Raw genomic sequence first — 16,677 nt, 5'->3', positions numbered from 1 at the left:
AAGGACAACCGTATGAGCCTGTGGCGTACCCAACCGAATATCGAACACCTCAACGCGATCCAGAAAAACACCATCGGTGAAATGCTGGATATTCGTTTCGAAAGCTTCGACGACGAATCCCTTACCGCCAGTATGGTGGTCGACCACCGCACCCATCAGCCCTACGGCCTGCTGCACGGCGGGGCCTCGGTGGTGCTGGCCGAAAGTGTCGGCTCCATGGCCGCCTACTTGTGCATTGATGCAAGCAAGTTCTATTGCGTGGGCCTGGAGGTCAACGCCAACCATCTGCGCGGTGTGCGCAGCGGTCGGGTGACGGCGGTGGCCAAGGCTATTCATATCGGGCGCACTACCCAAGTGTGGGACATCCGTTTGAGCAGCGACGAGGGCAAGGCCAGTTGTGTCTCGCGCCTGACCATGGCCGTGGTGCCGCTGGGTGAACAACCGCCGGCGCGATAGGCGTGGCGTGAGTGTCATCATTCCTGGCAGTTACAGTCATTGCTGTAGAGGCCGGGCATGGTGACAATCCCCCTCTGTTTTTCTTGATGGAACCTGTATGTCGCAGCACGTGTTTTTTACCCACGCCAATGGCTTCCCTTCGGCCACTTACGGCAAGCTGTTTGCCGCCCTGGCCCCGGAATATGCGGTGGCACATCTGCCGCAGCACGGTCACGACCCCAGGTTCCCGGTGGATGATAACTGGCAGAACCTGGTGGACGAACTGATCCACCATCTGGAGCAGCAGCCAGAACCGGTATGGGGCGTGGGCCATTCCCTGGGAGGCGTGCTGCATTTGCACGCGGCCATGCGCTGCCCGCACCTGTACCGGGGCGTGGTGATGCTGGATTCGCCGGTGCTCACCCGCGCAGACCGCTGGGTGATCCGCGCTGCCAAGCGCTTTGGTTTTATCGACCGCCTCACCCCGGCTGGGCGCACGCTTGGCCGGCGCGAAGAATTCACCGACCTGGACACCGCGCGCAGCTATTTCGCCGGCAAGACCCTGTTCCGTGGCTTTGACCCCGATTGCTTTGACGCGTACCTGCAACATGGTCTGCAGCAAGTGGGCGATCGCCTGCGCCTGCGGTTCGACCCAGCCACCGAAATCAGCATCTATCGCGGCGTGCCCCACACCAGCCCGGGCCAGGTGCGCCAGTTGAAGGTGCCGCTGGCCGTGGTGCGTGGCCGCCAGAGCCAGGTGGTGATGCGTCACCATGCCAGCGGTGTCGACCGCTTGCCCATGGGCGAAATGCTCACCATGCCCGGGGGCCATATGTTCCCTCTTGAACGCCCCCAGGACACCGCTGCCTTGATCAAAAACCTGTTCGCCCGCTGGCAGGCCCGCGAGCGCAGTTGCGCATGAGTACGCCTGTCGAAGAGGTTCGCCTGAGCTTGCCGCACATCGAATTGGCCGCGCATCTGTTCGGGGCCGAGGATGGGCTGCCGGTGATTGCTTTGCATGGCTGGCTGGACAACGCCAACAGCTTTGCGCGCCTGGCGCCCAAGTTGCACGGGTTGCGCATCGTCGCCCTGGACATGGCGGGGCATGGGCATTCGGCGCACCGCCCGGCTGGCGCCGGTTATGCCTTGTGGGATTACGTCTACGACGTGCTGCAGGTGGCCGAGCAACTGGGCTGGAAACGTTTTGCATTACTTGGCCACTCCCTTGGCGCCATAGTCTCCCTGGTGTTGGCCGGGGCCTTGCCGGAGCGGGTGACACACCTGGGCCTGATCGACGGCGTGATCCCACCGACCGCCAGCGGCGAGAACGCGGCCGAGCGCCTGGGCATGGCGTTGCAGGCGCAATTGAGCCTGCAGGACAAGCGCAAACCCGTCTACAACAGCCTTGATCGGGCCGTTGAGGCGCGGATGAAAGGCGTGGTGGCGGTCAGCCGTGAAGCGGCGCAACTCCTGGCCCAGCGCGGTTTGATGCCGGTGCCGGGCGGTTACACTTGGCGCAGCGATAGCCGCCTGACCCTGGCGTCGCCGATGCGCCTGACCGATGAACAGGCCATGGCTTTCGTGCGAAGGGTAGGGTGCCCTACCCAGTTGGTGGTCGCGGCTGACGGCATGCTGGCGAAACATTCCGAATTGCTTTCTCAGCTACCTTTCACGGTTACCACGCTGCCAGGCGGCCATCATTTACACCTGAATGACGAGCCCGGTGCAGCTCTTGTTGCAGACTGTTTCAATCGGTTCTTCTCCACGCCTTGACTTGGCGGGGTCAACTGCCGAGGCTGGGCGGATTGAAAGGGAGTCAACCATGAACACACTCAATATTGCTGTGACCACCATTGGCCAGGGCTCATTGATCCGATGAGCCTGGGTAAAGGATGTATCCGTGCCCTTGGCCTTTGCTGTTTCAGCCCCCTGGTATTTGCCGCCGATCTGCCCGGCAGCCAGGATTTACCGGCGGTAGCCCGTCAGGTTGATGCGCAAATCGTCGATTACCGCCCTGCTGAAGACAAGGAACGCATCTACCCCATGGGCGCAATCCGCAAGATCAGCGGCCAGTTGCGCTACGAAGGCCAGGCCATCGCACGCGGCCCAGCCACTGCCATCACCTATGAACTACCCGCCGAACACAGCTCCAGCGCCGCCTTTACCGCAACACGCGAAGCCTTGCAGGCCAAGGGCGCGCAGTTGTTGTTCTGGTGCAAGGCCCGCGATTGTGGCGAAAGCAGCCTGTGGGCCAACGAGGTGTTTGGTAACGCCAAGCTAGTGGGCGCCGACGGCCAACAGGAGTACCTGCTGCTTCGCCTGGCCGCCCCGCAGGACAATTCCCTGGTCGCGCTGTATGGCATTACCCGCGGAAACCGTCGCGCCTACCTGCATGTGGAGCAACTCGACGCCAGCGCGCCTCTGGGCAACCTGCTGCCCACCTCGGCCACCCTGCTGCGTGAACTCAAAAGCACCGGCGAGCTGGATTTCCCCGCGCTGGGCGCCGAGCCTGATGACACCTGGCTGACCTTGATATCCCGTGCCTTGAACCTCGACACCACCCTGCGCGTGAGCCTGAGCGGGCCGCACACCGAGGCCTGGCGCCAGGCGCTGGTGGAGAAGGGCGTGCGCACCGCCCGTCTGGAAACCGGCGCCGGTGAAACCCAAGGACTGCATCTGCATCTGATACGCTAAGCATCACACGGGCGAACGGACCCGCGCCGTTCGCCTAAGCTCTCTTCCTACAGCCTTCTTCTCGAGATACCCGATGCTCAATAACGATCGCCTGCTGGTGCAAATCCTGCTGCTGGTGCTGTTTGGTGCCAGCTTCTGGGTCATGGCGCCGTTCTGGTCGGCGCTGTTCTGGGGCGCGGTGCTGGCATTTGCCAGCTGGCCGCTGATGCGTTTGCTCACCCGTTGGCTCGGCGGCCGGGAGTCCCTGGCCGCTGGCATCTTGACGTTGGGCTGGATGTTGCTGGTGGCGGTGCCATTGGTATGGCTGGGGTTCAACCTGGCGGACCATGTGCGTGATGCGGTGGCGCTGATCAAGGACATCCAGGTCGACGGCTTGCCCGAGGCGCCGACCTGGTTGGGGTCGATCCCCTTTGTAGGCGAGCGCCTGGTGGCGACCTGGGACAGCATTGATCAACAAGGCGCGGCGCTGATGGTGAGCATCAAGCCGTACCTGGGCCAGGTCGGCAATTGGTTGTTGGCGCGCAGTGCGCAAATTGGCGGCGGCATTCTCGAGCTGACCCTGAGCCTGGTCTTCGTATTCTTTTTCTACCGTGACGGGCCGCGCCTGGCGATGTTTGTGCACCGCCTGTTGGAGCGCCTGATCGGCGAACGCGCCGGCTATTACATCGAACTGGTGGCTGGCACGGTACAGCGAGTGGTCAATGGTGTGATCGGCACCGCTGCGGCCCAGGCGCTGCTGGCGCTGATCGGCTTTCTGATCGCCGGCGTACCGGGCGCGCTGGTGCTGGGTATCGTGACTTTCCTGCTCAGCCTTATTCCCATGGGGCCGCCGCTGGTGTGGATCCCGGCCACGGCGTGGCTGGCGTGGAAGGGCGACTACACCTACGCGGTATTCCTGGGCGTGTGGGGCACGTTCGTGATCAGCGGCGTGGATAACGTGCTCAAGCCGTACCTGATCAGCCGTGGCGGCAACCTGCCGTTGGTGATTGTGTTGTTGGGTGTATTTGGCGGGTTGATAGCGTTCGGCTTTATCGGCCTGTTTATTGGCCCGACGTTGCTGGCGGTGGCCTACAGCCTGTTGACAGACTGGAGCGCGAGCCAGGCGCAAGTGCGTCGTGAAGACAAACCGTGTAACTGATGGGTGTACCTAACTGTGGTGCGGCACTGTAGCTGTGGAAGGGAGATTGCCCTCATTTCAGTCAGTTAGGCGAAGATCCCCTGTGGGAGCGGGCTTGCCCGCGAAGGCGGTGTGTCAGTCGCCGCATCTGTGACTGCACTACCGCTTTCGCAGGCAAGCCAGCTCCCACAGGTGCGGCGTCGTGCCATGGTTGTGTAATTGGATACTTCACCCCCTCGGCAACCACATCACCGCCGTCAACCCACCGCCCGGTGTATCTTCCAGGCTCAGGTGGCCGCCGAGTCGCTCGACGGCCTCCCTGGCAATGGTCATCCCCAAACCGACCCCTCCGGAATTGCGGTTGCGCGACCCTTCCAGGCGAAAGAAAGGCTCGAACACCGCTTCGCGCTTATCGGCGGCGATTCCCGGGCCGTGGTCGATCACCCGGATTACCAACGCACCGCGGCTGTCGGCCAGTTCCACCCGGGCGGTGCCGGCATAGCGCAGGGCGTTATCGATCAAATTGTTCAGGCATGAACGCAGGGCCATCGGCTGTACCTGCAACGGTGTACAGGTGCCGGCAAACTGCACGTCGCGGCCTTGGTCCTGGGCGTTTTCACTCAGGGATTCCACCAACGCCTGTACATCGAGCCAGTGCCGTGTCTCGCTGGTGCGCTGTTCGTGCAGGTAGCTCAAGGTGGCATCGAGCATGCCGATCATGTCGTCCAGGTCCTGGCGCATCTGGCCTTGCAGCTTGGGGTCTTCGATTTGTTCCAGGCGCAACTTGAGGCGCGAGAGCGGGGTGCGCAGGTCGTGGGAGACCGCGCCGAGCATGCGTGCGCGCTGGCTGACTTGTTCGCGGATGCGCTTTTGCATCAGGTTGAAGGTCGAGGCCGCTTGGCGTGCTTCGCGAGGGCCGGTTTCCACCAGGGGCGGGCTGTCGAGGTCGACGCTCAGGCGCTCGGCCGCTGCGCTCAGGCGCTGGATTGGCCGGCTCAGCAGTTTGGCGCCGTACCAGGCAGCGATGATCAGCGAGATAAATTGAAATGTCAGGGGCACCACCGGGCCGCCGAACCAGGGGCGAGGCGCCTTGCGCAAGGGCGTGAGGCTGCCATCTGGTTGTTCGACGAAGGCCGCGCGGGGTGGTGGCGGCGGGCCGTAGTGGTGGAACCAGAAGAACGCCAGCACATGGGCCAGCACAATCGCCACCAGCAACAGGCCGAACAGTCGCCCGAACAGCGTGTTGAAGGGCGCGCGCATCAACCGATATCCCGGGCGTCGAACAGGTAGCCTTCGCCGCGTACCGTCTTGATCAATTGCGGAGCCTTGGGGTCATCCCCCAGCTTCTGGCGCAGGCGCGACACCAGCAGGTCGATGCTGCGATCAAAGGCCTCGATGGAACGCCCACGGGCCGCGTCCAGCAGCTGTTCGCGGCTCAGCACACGGCGGGGGCGTTCGATAAACACCCACAACAAACGAAACTCGGCGTTGGACAACGGCACCACCAGGCCATCATCGGCCACCAGCTGGCGCAGCACGCTGTTCAGGCGCCAAGTGTCGAAACGGATATTGGCCCGCTGTTCGGTGCGGTCATCACGCACCCGGCGCAGGATGGTCTGGATACGCGCGACCAACTCCCGCGGCTCGAACGGCTTGGACATATAGTCATCGGCGCCCAGTTCCAGGCCGATAATGCGGTCGGTAGGTTCGCAGCGGGCGGTGAGCATCAAAATCGGAATATCCGACTCGGCGCGTAGCCAGCGGCACAATGTCAGCCCGTCTTCGCCCGGCAGCATCAGGTCGAGCACCACCACATCGAAGGTCTCCGCTTGCATGGCCTGGCGCATGGCGGTGCCGTCGGTGACGCCCGAGGCGAGAATATTGAAGCGTGCCAGGTAGTCGATCAGCAGTTCGCGGATCGGCACGTCGTCGTCGACAATCAGCGCGCGAGTATTCCAGCGCTTGTCTTCGGCGATCACCGCGTCTTTTGGCGCTTCGTTTACAGGGTCGCAAGGGGTATGCATAGCGAGGTCATCTGCCTGAGTGTGGCTGTCAGCATAGGCGCCCAGTTCCAGGGCTGGAAGTGCTGGGCGGACGGTCATGTGCGCGAGGCTAGCCGGGCGGCGTATTGGGGGCGTGTCGTGAATGTATCGGGGTTGAAACAATTGCTCTGAATCGCCGGTATTGGGCGCTTGATCAGTATTTACCGATCATCGGATCCCGCAACGGCGCTGCTTGCGCTACAATCCGCGCCGATTTCGACTTGCCTGAGAGCCCATTCCAATGTCCGTCTGCCAGACTCCTATCATCGTCGCCCTGGATTACCCCACCCGTGACGCCGCACTGAAGCTGGCTGACCAGTTGGACCCCAAGCTTTGCCGGGTCAAGGTCGGCAAGGAACTGTTTACCAGTTGCGCGGCGGAAATCGTCGGCACCCTGCGTGACAAAGGCTTCGAAGTGTTCCTGGACCTGAAATTCCATGACATCCCCAACACCACGGCGATGGCCGTCAAAGCCGCGGCCGAGATGGGCGTGTGGATGGTCAATGTGCACTGCTCCGGTGGCCTGCGCATGATGAGCGCCTGCCGCGAAGTGCTGGAACAGCGCAGCGGCCCAAAACCGTTGTTGATCGGTGTAACCGTGCTCACCAGCATGGAGCGTGAAGACCTGGCAGGTATTGGCCTGGATATCGAGCCGCAGGTTCAGGTGTTGCGCCTGGCAGCCCTGGCGCAGAAAGCCGGCCTCGACGGCCTGGTGTGTTCGGCCCTGGAAGCCCAGGCCTTGAAGAACGCTCACCCGTCGTTGCAACTGGTGACACCGGGTATCCGTCCCACCGGCAGCGCCCAGGATGACCAACGCCGCATCCTGACCCCACGCCAGGCCCTGGATGCGGGCTCGGATTACCTGGTGATTGGCCGTCCGATCAGCCAGGCGGCGGATCCTGCCAAGGCGTTGGCAGCGGTCGTCGCCGAGATCGCCTGATTTTTAGAGTGAGCAAAAATGTGGGAGCTGGCTTGCCTGCGATAGTATCAACTGGGTATCACTTAGAAACCGAGTTGCTTGCATCGCAGGCAAGCCAGCTCCCACATTTGTTTTTGTGTTGTTTCAGCTGACTTTGAGCACCAACTTCCCGAAGTTCTCGCCATTGAACAGCTTCATCAGCGTTTCCGGGAATGTCTCCAGCCCTTCGACAATATCTTCCTTGCTCTTGAGCTTGCCCTGGGCCATCCAGCCGGCCATTTCCTGGCCCGCCGCCGCGAAGTTCGCCGCGTGGTCCATCACCACAAAGCCTTCCATGCGCGCACGATTGACCAGCAATGACAGGTAGTTGGCCGGACCTTTGACCGCTTCCTTGTTGTTGTACTGGCTGATTGCGCCGCAAATCACTACGCGGGCTTTGAGCGCCAGGCGGCTGAGCACGGCGTCGAGAATATCCCCGCCGACGTTATCGAAATACACGTCCACGCCTTTGGGGCACTCGCGCTTGAGGGCGGCGGGCACGTCTTCGTTTTTGTAGTCGATGGCGGCGTCGAAGCCCAGCTCATCCACCAGGAACTTGCACTTTTCGGCGCCACCGGCGATCCCCACCACGCGACAGCCTTTGAGCTTGGCGATCTGCCCGGCGATGCTACCCACGGCACCGGCAGCACCAGAGATCACCACGGTGTCACCGGTTTTCGGTGCGCCGGTGTCCAGCAGGGCAAAGTACGCCGTCATGCCGGTCATGCCCAGGGCGGACAGGTAGCGGGGCAGGGGCGCTAGCTTGGGGTCCACCTTATAGAAACCACGGGGCTCGCCAAGGAAGTAATCCTGCACGCCCAGTGCACCGTTCACGTAGTCCCCCACCGCGAAGTTCGGATGCTTCGAGGCAATCACCTTGCCTACGCCCAGGGCGCGCATCACTTCGCCGATGCCTACTGGTGGGATGTAGGACTTGCCTTCATTCATCCAGCCACGCATGGCCGGGTCGAGGGACAGGTATTCATTGCGCACCAGCACCTGGCCTTCCTGGGGTTCGCCCACCGGTACTTCCTGGTAAGTGAAGGTCTCACGCGTGGCGGCACCGACCGGGCGTTTGGCGAGCAGAAATTGGCGGTTGGTCTGGGCGGTCATGGCAAGGACTCTTTAGAAATGGAACATGAGTGATAGACCCTCAGTGGCAGAAGGGCAAGGGTGTGCGGCGCAGGCGAATGCCCGGCAATAGGCCTCATTGATAATCAGCCGGTCCGCTTTATCACTGCGATTCATGCAGCGCCAACCGGCCTTCTGATAGTGCTGACGTGCGGCTCCCGGCGTTGGCTAGACTCGCTCCATCGCTACTAACCCCACAGGACAGTTCCCATGAGCATGACGTTTTCCGGCCAGGTCGCCTTGGTGACCGGCGCCGCCGCTGGTATTGGCCGCGCCACCGCGCTGGCATTCGCCGCCGAAGGCTTGAAGGTGGTGGTCGCTGACCTTGATGTGGCGGGAGGTGAGGGCACTGTGGCATTGATCCACCAGGCCGGTGGCGAAGGGATATTTGTGCGCTGCAACGTCACGCTCGACGCGGACGTGCAGCAATTGATGGCTCAGACCGTCGCCACCTATGGACGCCTGGACTACGCCTTCAACAACGCCGGCATCGAGATCGAGAAGGGCAAGCTGGCCGACGGCAGTCTTGATGAGTTCGATGCGATCATGGGGGTTAACGTCAAAGGCGTGTGGCTGTGCATGAAGTATCAGCTGCCGTTGCTGTTGGCCCAGGGCGGTGGGGCCATCGTCAACACCGCATCGGTGGCGGGGTTGGGGGCGGCACCGAAGATGAGCATCTATGCGGCGTCCAAGCATGCGGTGATCGGGCTGACGAAGTCGGCGGCCATCGAGTATGCGAAGAAGAAAATCCGCGTGAATGCGGTCTGCCCGGCCGTGATTGATACCGACATGTTTCGCCGCGCCTATGAGGCCGACCCACGCAAGGCTGAGTTTGCCGCCGCCATGCACCCGGTCGGACGCATTGGCAAGGTTGAGGAAATCGCCAGCGCCGTGTTGTACCTGTGCAGTGATGGCGCAGCATTTACCACCGGTCAGGCCCTGGCGGTGGACGGCGGCGCGACAGCGATCTAGGACGGCAGGTCGCGTGGCATTCGAAAACAGAGCCAGGTGCTGTGGGGCGTTTCCATGGCGGGCAGTGGGCTGCGCCCGAATATGTTTCACTAGGTAAATAACCCAATAAAATCAATACTTTAATAAAAGTTGGCGGCCGGTTTTACTGAGCTTCTGTGCTTAACTGTTTTGGGTTAACAGACAGTTGAAGTGAGTGGCTCATGGATTTAGGGATCGATCGACAAGCCCTGGTACCGGTTGTTCAGCAGATCGTCAGCGCGGTGGCAGAATGGATTCGCAAGGAGGGGGTGAGCCCTGGCACACGCTTGCCGTCCATTCGCCAATTGGCCCTCGATAACCTGCTGAGCCAGGCCAGTGTGATCGAGGCATTCGAACGATTGGTGGCCCAGGGGCTGCTGGCCCCCCGACATGGCTCGGGGTTTGTGGTGGCGTCACCCACGACGGTCCACGAAAACCATTGGTATGAGGGTGCGGAACAGGGCTGGGGGGCATTTACCGATGGCCCACTGGGCCAGCTGAAGCTGGGCTGCGGCTGGCTACCCGACACCTGGCGCGAAAGCGATGACATCAACTACGCGATCCGCGAACTGAGCCGTACCGACACTGGCGGCCTGTTCAACTACAGCACACCCTTGGGGTTGCCGGCGTTGCGCGAACAACTGCTCAAACGCCTGACCCAGATACACGTGCCCACCAGCCTGGACCGTATTCTCACCACCCACGGCGCCAGCCATGCCCAGGACCTGCTGATACGCACGCTGCTCAAGCCAGGTGATAAGGTGGTGGTCGAGACACCCGGGTATGGCAATCTCTATCGCCAACTGGCCTTTCAGGGCGTTACGCTGCTGCAAGTGCCGCGCACCCGTGGTGGCCCGGATATTCCGGCATTGGAAGCGCTGCTGCACATCCACCGGCCCAAGTGCCTGTTCATCAACAGCCTGTATCACAACCCCACGGGGACCAGTTTGAGTCGTCCGGTGGCGGAGCGCTTGTTGGAGTTGGCACGCGAGCGCGACTTCCTGATTATCGAAGAGGACGTTTACGGCGACCTGCAACATGCCAGTTGCACACGCTTGTCGGCGCTTGCCCATGATGAGCGGGTGATCTATGTGTCGAGCTTTTCCAAGACACTGAGCAGTGCCCTGCGCGTGGGTTACCTGTGCGCCAATGCCGCGATCATCACGCAATTGGTCCAGCTCAAGACCCTGACAGGCATCGGCACCTCACGGTTTGCCGAAGCCATGGTGGCGACGTTGCTGAGTAACGGCACTTACCGTAAGTGGATGCAGCGCCTGCGCAAGCGCCTGACTGCGCAGATGGCTGCCACTCTGCAGGTGCTGGAGGATGAAGAGTGGCAGGTATTTGCCGCACCCGCGGGCGGGATGTTCCTGTGGGCACGACCAGGCTTGGCCGACCCCTTGCGATTGCAAGCCTGCGCCCAGCGGCTGGGTGTGTTGCTGTCGCCGGGTGCGTTGTTCAGCCCCACGGGTGAGCGCAGCGAATGGCTGCGCATCAATGTGGCCTACGCCGCTGATCAACGCGCATTGACGCTGTTCCGCGCTATGGGTGCAGCGAGATCGACCTCGACCATTCTGAAAACGACGCACATGTAGCTTTTTGCCATTATTCCGGCGCCAGCGGCTTGTGCTCAGTGCCTCGGGGTTGCGAATCTCGCTGCTTGTAAACCTGGCTTATGGCATTTGCCATCGCAAGAGGATCAAGTGCAATGATTTCGGGCGTGCAACGACGTTTCGCCAACCTCGGTATGGCAAAAAAACTCGGCTTGGGTTTTACCCTGGTACTGCTGTTGACGGCCCTGGTAGCGGCCATCGGTGTGTGGTCCCTGCAGACCATCGGCCAGCGCTTCGAAGGCCTTACGTCGATGTCGACGCTCAACAGCGACCTGCTCAAGGTGCGCTTGATCGAGCAAGACTATGCGTTGCACGCCGACCCCAATGCCGTTGAGGCCCTGCATGCCAGTGTCGATGCGCTGATGGCCCAGGCCACGCGTCTCAAGGCGCGCTCCGCCAGCAACGAGCGAGTGATGGGTGATGTTGAGCAAGCTTTGGTCGCCTATCGCCAGGCATTCGATGAGTTCGTCGAGTTGACCCAGACCAAAGACCTCGCCCTGGAAATGGCCAGTTGGTCGGTGTCCAGCGTGGCCAATAACCTGGATGTGCTGCAAGCCGGGCTGGCGGACGACGGCGCCTATGGCCTCAAGGAAAGCCAAGGCAAGGAGGGCGCGGCGTTTATCGAGCAGGCAGGGCAGGTCAGCCAGGTGTCGCGGCTGATGTTGCAGGCCATGAACGAAGCGCGGGTGCGCCTGGATCAGAGCCGCAGGGCGGACGCAGACGACGCCGCGCAGGGCAAGATCGAGCAAGCCGACCAGGCCCTGGCTGAAGTCGAGACACTCAAAACCACGGTCAAGGACCCCGGCTACCAGACCGTGCTCAACGAAGTCGCCGGGCATATCGCGTCGTTCAGTGAAAAGCTCGGCGAATACACCGGGCTGCTGGCCCAGGAAAAAGTGGTCTACACGCAATTGCATGACCGCGCCGAGCAAGTGGTCAGCCGGGTCAACCAGGCGTATGCCGCCGAAGACCAGTCCATGCAAACACAGTTGCAGCACAGCACGTTGCTGATCATCGGCTCATCCGCCCTGGCGCTGCTGGTGGGCTTGATCGCTGCATGGGTGATCACTCGCTTGATTGTTGCGCCGTTGCGCGCGGTGATCGCCGTGGCCCAGCAGATCGCCTCGGGTGACCTGAGTGGGCGCATGGAGATCAGCCGTCGTGATGAAATCGGCCAGTTGATGCAGGCGATGCAGCAGATGGGCAATAGCTTGAGCCAGATGGTCAGCGGGTTGCAGGCGGGGATCGAACAGCTCGCCAGCTCCGCGCATTCATTGTCCAGCGTCACCGAGCAAACCACTGCCGAAGTCAGCAACCAGAAGGACGAAACCGAGCAAGTCGCCACGGCGATGAACCAGATGACCGCCACGGTGCACGATGTGGCACGCAATGCCGAGCAGGCGGCCCAAGCCGCGCAGACCGCGGATGCCAAAGTCGATAGCGGCCAACAGGTGGTACGCATGAGCCTTCAGCGTATCGAATTGCTGGCGACGTCGAGCAACAGTGCCAGCGCCAGCATCGAAAGCCTCAGCGCGCAAATCCAGAATATAGGTACCGTCTTGAGCGTGATCCAGAGCGTGGCCGAACAGACCAACTTGCTGGCTTTGAACGCTGCGATTGAGGCGGCGCGTGCCGGTGAGCAGGGGCGTGGCTTTGCGGTGGTGGCCGATGAAGTGCGGGCACTGGCCAAGCGCACCCAACAATCGACCGAGGAAATCGAACGGCTGGTCAGCACGCTGCGCAGTGCGGCGCAGTCCTCGGTGCAGCAGATCCAGCAGAGTGGCGAGCTGGTGAAACTGGCGGTCAGTGATGCACTGGAGACCGAAGGGGCCTTGGGCAGCATTGCGGCGGCTGTTTCATTGATCCAGCAGATGAACCAACAGATCGCCGCCGCCGCCGAGGAGCAAAGCTCGGTGGCCGAAGAGATCAACCGCAGCGTCACCAGTATTCGGGCGAGTGCCGATCATTCTGCGTTGAGCATGCAAGGCAATGCCGCCTCGAGCATCCAGTTGGCGCAGTTGGGCGCGCAACTCAAGGGGATGGTGGGGCATTTCCGCCTTTGATCGCAGCGTAGACGCTGCGATCTGAGGGCAGGGCGATCAGGCGTGGTTGGCGAGGAAGGACAGCAGCGCCTCGTTGACGAAGTCGGGGTTCTCGCGGCTTGAGATATGCCCAGCCTCGGGGATCAGGATCAGGTCGCAACCAATCAGGTCGGCCATTTCCTCGGATTCTGCAGGTGGTCGGGGTTTGTCCTGTTCGCCGCACATCACCAAGGTGGTGTCGGCGTCCAAGCCAGGTAATTGCTCCAAGATGTCTTTGCGGCTGAAGATCAGGCGGCCCAGTGGCACGATACTGTCCAGCAAGCGTTCTTTGGGGAAGCCTTGCAGTGACTGGCGAAAGTCCTGGTACAGCGCGGATTCGCGGTCGATGTTCGGGCGGAAGAAGATCGGTGCGATCACATCCAGCAACGGTTCGGGGATCGCCCCGGCGTCTTCAATCATCTTGAACAGCGAGAAATAGTACTGGCGCGTTGCTTCGGGTTCAGCCCCTAGGTAGGTGTCCATCAGCACCACGCTGTTGATGCGCTCGGGAGCCAGCAGCGCCAGGCGTGCGCCCCACATGCCGCCGACCGAGAGGCCCACCAGGTTGGCTTGTTCGATGCTCAGGTGATCCAGCAGCGCCAGGGCCTGGCGGGCGAGGTCATCCAGGGAATGGGTGGGTGCTGGCAACGGCCCGGACTCACCGTGGCCCCACAACTCGGGGACGATCACGCGGTATTGCTGCGACAGCGCTTCAATCTGCGGCGCCCACATGTCGCTGGCCCACAGGTAACTCGAACCCAATAGCACGACGGGGCCGGCGCCCTGGTCGATATAGTGCAGCGGTTGTCCATCAATCACGGCGACAGGCATAACAGGCCTCTAGTTTCACGGAGTGAGGGGCACTTTTTTACGCTAGTCGGGGGCGGGGGGATAGGGTCATATTAATGGCATGTGGCAGAATCGGATTTTCCTTAGCGGCCCCATTGTGGGAGCTGGCTTGCCTGCGATAAAGGCCTGCCAGCCGATGCTGATCTACCTGACACCCCACCATCGAACTGTGTGCGGGCTTGCTCGCGAAAGCGGCGGGTCAGTCAACATCAATCCTTGCTGAGCCGACGTCGTCGCCGGCAAGCCCCACCTTTGACCTTCGTTGCTTTGAGCATTGCGCTCGCGTTGCCATCAATCGTAAATAGCTTTCTTCTTCCACTCGGCGTCAGCGTCAACAACTTTCAAGCCCTCGGTCAACTCGTTGACTTCGTCCTCGGCAGGCTGGCTGTTGGTCAGCACTGTGGAGTTGGCGCGCGCCAGTTGGGACTCCAGCAGTTGCAACTGGGCGCTGTAGAGCACCGGCTCCGGCTGTTTGCGCAGGTACTGCACGCCGCGTTCGAACGCCAGGCGTGCCTGGCCGGGTTGGCCTTGCAGCAGGGCGTGCTGGCCGAGGTTGTTGAAAAACTCGATGTGCAGCAGCACCAGGATATGACGGATTTCCTTGATCCAGTGCTTGGCTTCGTTGGTCGGCAGGAAGCCATCCTGCGCGGCGCGGGTGACTTGGCCGTGCAGGGCTTCGAGCAGGAAGCGCACGTCCTTGGCCTTGGCCTCGGTCTGGATCGGTGCCGGTGGGTTGGCCACCGGAATCGATTCGCCTTGGGCGATCAGCGCATTCAGTTCGGTGATACGCGCCTTGAGCGGTGTGCTGGACTTGTTGAGATTCAACAGGCGCTGGTTGACGTTCAGTTCCAGGCGAGCCAGCAATAGCTTGAGCGCTGGGGTCATCAGTTGGCCGGGGAAGGTCTCGGTAATTTCACCGCAGCGACGCAGCCGATCGTTAAGCTCGATCTCGGTACGCTTCTTTTCCAGCTTGTTGTTTTCCACCACGTGGTTCATGTAGCCAATGGCGATCAGTATTACGATCCCGGCTATTACCAGCAGGGTGATCATGAGTGGTGTCACTGGTGTGACCTCTTTAATAGGGTTTGCTGTGGAGTGTAGTGACTGGGTCATCCGGCGGATAGGACCGATCGACCAGTTGCCCAGGTGATTTCTTCTATATAAGTAGGCGTTCCCTGAATGGATGCACATTGCCATCATTTGCCTGGGTGAACTATAGCGTCTTGTCGACCGCCAGAATATAGGCGTCAAGGCTCGGACGGTGCCAATGCCCGCGAAGGCCGTGAAACCATGGCGAAGTCATTGATTTAAATAAATTTATCCTTGGGGGTTGACGACCTTTCAATCCATCCATAGAATGCGCGCCACTTACAGCGTAAAGCACACAGCGAAACGCGGTAGGGAGTGAATGTTGTACGTGTGTCCCCTTCGTCTAGTGGCCTAGGACACCGCCCTTTCACGGCGGTAACAGGGGTTCGAGTCCCCTAGGGGACGCCATATGCGGGAATAGCTCAGTTGGTAGAGCACGACCTTGCCAAGGTCGGGGTCGCGAGTTCGAGTCTCGTTTCCCGCTCCAATTTACAAGCAGTGTGGCCTTCGGGCGGCATTGAGTGAAACCAGGACCAAGTCTTCGGACAAGGCCTCTGGGCACTGGAACACACACCATGTGTTTCAGTAGCGTGTCCCCTTCGTCTAGTGGCCTAGGACACCGCCCTTTCACGGCGGTAACAGGGGTTCGAGTCCCCTAGGGGACGCCATTTGCGGGAATAGCTCAGTTGGTAGAGCACGACCTTGCCAAGGTCGGGGTCGCGAGTTCGAGTCTCGTTTCCCGCTCCATATTTAACGAAAACGCCGATCAGTGATGATCGGCGTTTTTGTTTGTGCGCAATTTACTTCGCCAGCGCACCGCCCCCGTTCAAAGCGTCGAAGGAATCTCCTGCCGTGGCATAAAAAACCGCGCAAACAGTTCGGACTGCGATTTGATATTCAGCTTGCTGTAGATGTTGCGGCGGTGAACCTTGATGGTTTCCGTCGACAGCGACAGCTTGCCGGCGATCTCTTTGTTGGAGAACCCACTGAGCAGTAACTTGAGTACGTCCTTTTCACGTGCCGTTACTTGTGCTTCCAACTGAGTAAGTGCCTCAGCCCATGGGGCCGGCTCGGCAAGATTTTTTGCCGGGTCAGTTTCAAAGCCCATGCGTTGATGCATCATTGCCGTTACCCACGGCTTGATCATGTCCAATACCGTTATCTGCGCCTGGGTGAATCGCAGGTTGCTGCCAAACGACATGCACAGCGTTGTACCGGCATCGAGCCTTACATTGTATTGCGCCTCATCGACCGAGATGTATTGCGCGAAATATTGCTGGTAGTACTCGGTTTCCCGGAAGTGTTCCGGCGCAATGTCGAGCAGATGGAAGAACCCGCTCTGTGGGTTTTCTCGATCAGCGATATAAAACGGGTCCAGCAGATACAGGCCTTTCACATAGCGGTGAATAAAGGCGTCGATTTCTTCGCTGTCTGCTACTTCGGGCAGGCTGATCACACGCACTGCGTGGTCGCCAAAAACCAGCACCACCCAATTGTCTATCTGCACATACTCATTCAATACGCGAATCAACGAACTCCAGAACTCAGGGCGATTGAGCTGCATGATCAGTTTTCCAACCGATCGGTGCCAAGCCAGGCTATGAAGGTCAAGCGACATGTTCTACCCCTTTAGGGTTAGGGCTTTGCAGGCCAGAGCTAAGTACTTGTAGGTATTTAC

At 60.8% G+C, this 16,677-nt stretch carries 15 protein-coding genes and 4 tRNA genes; 13 read left to right on the top strand and 6 right to left on the bottom strand.

Annotated features, from left to right (window positions below):
- The first annotated feature begins 12 nt into the window (after positions 1–12).
- The 5 genes from MHH62_RS07055 (at position 13) to MHH62_RS07035 (ending at position 4,267) form a co-directional block, all read left to right on the top strand.
- Positions 13–456, top strand: a complete 444-nt coding sequence (locus MHH62_RS07055) for a hotdog fold thioesterase (protein WP_014717751.1) — start codon at positions 13–15, stop codon at positions 454–456.
- Between the two features lie 97 nt (positions 457–553).
- Complete coding sequence (locus MHH62_RS07050) at positions 554–1,357, top strand: alpha/beta hydrolase (RefSeq protein WP_032902995.1); 804 nt, start codon at positions 554–556, stop codon at positions 1,355–1,357.
- The gene (locus tag MHH62_RS07045; protein ID WP_032902996.1) at positions 1,354–2,208 is read left to right on the top strand and encodes an alpha/beta hydrolase; all 855 of its coding nucleotides are present in this window, start codon (positions 1,354–1,356) and stop codon (positions 2,206–2,208) included. Before MHH62_RS07050 ends, MHH62_RS07045 begins: the two co-directional genes overlap by 4 nt.
- A 102-nt stretch (positions 2,209–2,310) precedes the next feature.
- Positions 2,311–3,129, top strand: a complete 819-nt coding sequence (locus MHH62_RS07040; protein ID WP_019816697.1) for a DUF4892 domain-containing protein — start codon at positions 2,311–2,313, stop codon at positions 3,127–3,129.
- Between the two features lie 73 nt (positions 3,130–3,202).
- On the top strand, positions 3,203–4,267 hold the full coding sequence (locus MHH62_RS07035) for an AI-2E family transporter (protein ID WP_003190063.1): 1,065 nt from the start codon (positions 3,203–3,205) through the stop codon (positions 4,265–4,267).
- Between the two features lie 207 nt (positions 4,268–4,474).
- Here the strand turns inward: MHH62_RS07035 and MHH62_RS07030 are convergent, their stop codons facing one another.
- Both MHH62_RS07030 and MHH62_RS07025 read right to left on the bottom strand, forming a co-directional pair.
- Positions 4,475–5,506: an ATP-binding protein gene (locus tag MHH62_RS07030; protein ID WP_032902998.1), complete on the bottom strand. Its 1,032-nt coding sequence runs from the start codon at positions 5,504–5,506 to the stop codon at positions 4,475–4,477.
- Positions 5,506–6,270 carry a response regulator gene (locus MHH62_RS07025; RefSeq protein ID WP_014717756.1) on the bottom strand — a complete coding sequence of 255 codons (765 nt, stop codon included), beginning with the start codon at positions 6,268–6,270 and terminating at the stop codon, positions 5,506–5,508. Before MHH62_RS07025 ends, MHH62_RS07030 begins: the two co-directional genes overlap by 1 nt.
- A gap of 259 nt (positions 6,271–6,529) precedes the next feature.
- Here MHH62_RS07025 and pyrF point away from each other — a divergent pair, with 259 nt between their 5' ends.
- Positions 6,530–7,228: an orotidine-5'-phosphate decarboxylase gene (gene pyrF / locus MHH62_RS07020; RefSeq protein ID WP_003190068.1), complete on the top strand. Its 699-nt coding sequence runs from the start codon at positions 6,530–6,532 to the stop codon at positions 7,226–7,228.
- Positions 7,229–7,351: 123 nt separating this feature from the next.
- Here the strand turns inward: pyrF and MHH62_RS07015 are convergent, their stop codons facing one another.
- The gene (locus MHH62_RS07015) at positions 7,352–8,359 is read right to left on the bottom strand and encodes an NADP-dependent oxidoreductase (RefSeq protein WP_014717757.1); all 1,008 of its coding nucleotides are present in this window, start codon (positions 8,357–8,359) and stop codon (positions 7,352–7,354) included.
- 228 nt (positions 8,360–8,587) lie between these two features.
- Between MHH62_RS07015 and MHH62_RS07010 the strand changes: the two genes are divergently transcribed.
- The 3 genes from MHH62_RS07010 (at position 8,588) to MHH62_RS07000 (ending at position 13,043) form a co-directional block, all read left to right on the top strand.
- Positions 8,588–9,349 (top strand): SDR family oxidoreductase, encoded by a 762-nt coding sequence (locus MHH62_RS07010; protein WP_014717758.1) that lies wholly within the window; start codon positions 8,588–8,590, stop codon positions 9,347–9,349.
- A 200-nt stretch (positions 9,350–9,549) separates the two neighbouring features.
- Positions 9,550–10,962, top strand: coding sequence for a PLP-dependent aminotransferase family protein (locus tag MHH62_RS07005; RefSeq protein ID WP_020301709.1), 1,413 nt, complete (start codon positions 9,550–9,552; stop codon positions 10,960–10,962).
- A gap of 113 nt (positions 10,963–11,075) precedes the next feature.
- Positions 11,076–13,043: a methyl-accepting chemotaxis protein gene (locus tag MHH62_RS07000; protein ID WP_339232733.1), complete on the top strand. Its 1,968-nt coding sequence runs from the start codon at positions 11,076–11,078 to the stop codon at positions 13,041–13,043.
- Positions 13,044–13,079: 36 nt separating this feature from the next.
- On the opposite strand, the gene MHH62_RS06995 is transcribed toward MHH62_RS07000, so the two are convergent.
- Both MHH62_RS06995 and MHH62_RS06990 read right to left on the bottom strand, forming a co-directional pair.
- The gene (locus MHH62_RS06995; protein WP_020301711.1) at positions 13,080–13,892 is read right to left on the bottom strand and encodes an alpha/beta fold hydrolase; all 813 of its coding nucleotides are present in this window, start codon (positions 13,890–13,892) and stop codon (positions 13,080–13,082) included.
- Between the two features lie 309 nt (positions 13,893–14,201).
- Positions 14,202–14,972, bottom strand: coding sequence for a hypothetical protein (locus tag MHH62_RS06990; RefSeq protein WP_032872063.1), 771 nt, complete (start codon positions 14,970–14,972; stop codon positions 14,202–14,204).
- A gap of 359 nt (positions 14,973–15,331) precedes the next feature.
- On the opposite strand from MHH62_RS06990, the gene MHH62_RS06985 reads away from it, so the two are divergent.
- The 4 genes from MHH62_RS06985 to MHH62_RS06970 all read left to right on the top strand — a co-directional run bounded on the left by MHH62_RS06985 (position 15,332) and on the right by MHH62_RS06970 (position 15,746).
- Positions 15,332–15,407: transfer RNA gene (locus tag MHH62_RS06985), tRNA-Glu, on the top strand.
- Between the two features lie 3 nt (positions 15,408–15,410).
- A tRNA-Gly gene (locus MHH62_RS06980) sits at positions 15,411–15,486 on the top strand.
- Positions 15,487–15,591: 105 nt separating this feature from the next.
- A tRNA-Glu gene (locus MHH62_RS06975) sits at positions 15,592–15,667 on the top strand.
- Positions 15,668–15,670: 3 nt separating this feature from the next.
- Positions 15,671–15,746: transfer RNA gene (locus MHH62_RS06970), tRNA-Gly, on the top strand.
- A 79-nt stretch (positions 15,747–15,825) separates the two neighbouring features.
- On the opposite strand, the gene MHH62_RS06965 is transcribed toward MHH62_RS06970, so the two are convergent.
- On the bottom strand, positions 15,826–16,617 hold the full coding sequence (locus tag MHH62_RS06965; protein ID WP_014717763.1) for a LuxR C-terminal-related transcriptional regulator: 792 nt from the start codon (positions 16,615–16,617) through the stop codon (positions 15,826–15,828).
- Positions 16,618–16,677: the final 60 nt, after the last annotated feature.

It is taken from the genome of Pseudomonas sp. FSL L8-0168 (assembly GCF_037976155.1).
Lineage (GTDB): Bacteria > Pseudomonadota > Gammaproteobacteria > Pseudomonadales > Pseudomonadaceae > Aquipseudomonas > Aquipseudomonas paracarnis.
Note: the sequence above shows the minus strand (reverse complement) of the source record. Positions and strands in the feature narration are given on the sequence as shown.

Coding starts and splice junctions, on each gene's coding strand:
- MHH62_RS06995 (WP_020301711.1), bottom strand. CDS start 13,892: ATGCCTGTCGCCGTGATTGATGGACAACCGCTGCACTATATCGACCAG.
- MHH62_RS06965 (WP_014717763.1), bottom strand. CDS start 16,617: ATGTCGCTTGACCTTCATAGCCTGGCTTGGCACCGATCGGTTGGAAAA.
- MHH62_RS07035 (WP_003190063.1), top strand. CDS start 3,203: ATGCTCAATAACGATCGCCTGCTGGTGCAAATCCTGCTGCTGGTGCTG.
- MHH62_RS07015 (WP_014717757.1), bottom strand. CDS start 8,359: ATGACCGCCCAGACCAACCGCCAATTTCTGCTCGCCAAACGCCCGGTC.
- MHH62_RS07055 (WP_014717751.1), top strand. CDS start 13: ATGAGCCTGTGGCGTACCCAACCGAATATCGAACACCTCAACGCGATC.
- pyrF (WP_003190068.1), top strand. CDS start 6,530: ATGTCCGTCTGCCAGACTCCTATCATCGTCGCCCTGGATTACCCCACC.
- MHH62_RS07050 (WP_032902995.1), top strand. CDS start 554: ATGTCGCAGCACGTGTTTTTTACCCACGCCAATGGCTTCCCTTCGGCC.
- MHH62_RS07000 (WP_339232733.1), top strand. CDS start 11,076: ATGATTTCGGGCGTGCAACGACGTTTCGCCAACCTCGGTATGGCAAAA.
- MHH62_RS07010 (WP_014717758.1), top strand. CDS start 8,588: ATGAGCATGACGTTTTCCGGCCAGGTCGCCTTGGTGACCGGCGCCGCC.
- MHH62_RS07005 (WP_020301709.1), top strand. CDS start 9,550: ATGGATTTAGGGATCGATCGACAAGCCCTGGTACCGGTTGTTCAGCAG.
- MHH62_RS07025 (WP_014717756.1), bottom strand. CDS start 6,270: ATGCATACCCCTTGCGACCCTGTAAACGAAGCGCCAAAAGACGCGGTG.
- MHH62_RS07030 (WP_032902998.1), bottom strand. CDS start 5,506: ATGCGCGCGCCCTTCAACACGCTGTTCGGGCGACTGTTCGGCCTGTTG.
- MHH62_RS07045 (WP_032902996.1), top strand. CDS start 1,354: ATGAGTACGCCTGTCGAAGAGGTTCGCCTGAGCTTGCCGCACATCGAA.
- MHH62_RS07040 (WP_019816697.1), top strand. CDS start 2,311: ATGAGCCTGGGTAAAGGATGTATCCGTGCCCTTGGCCTTTGCTGTTTC.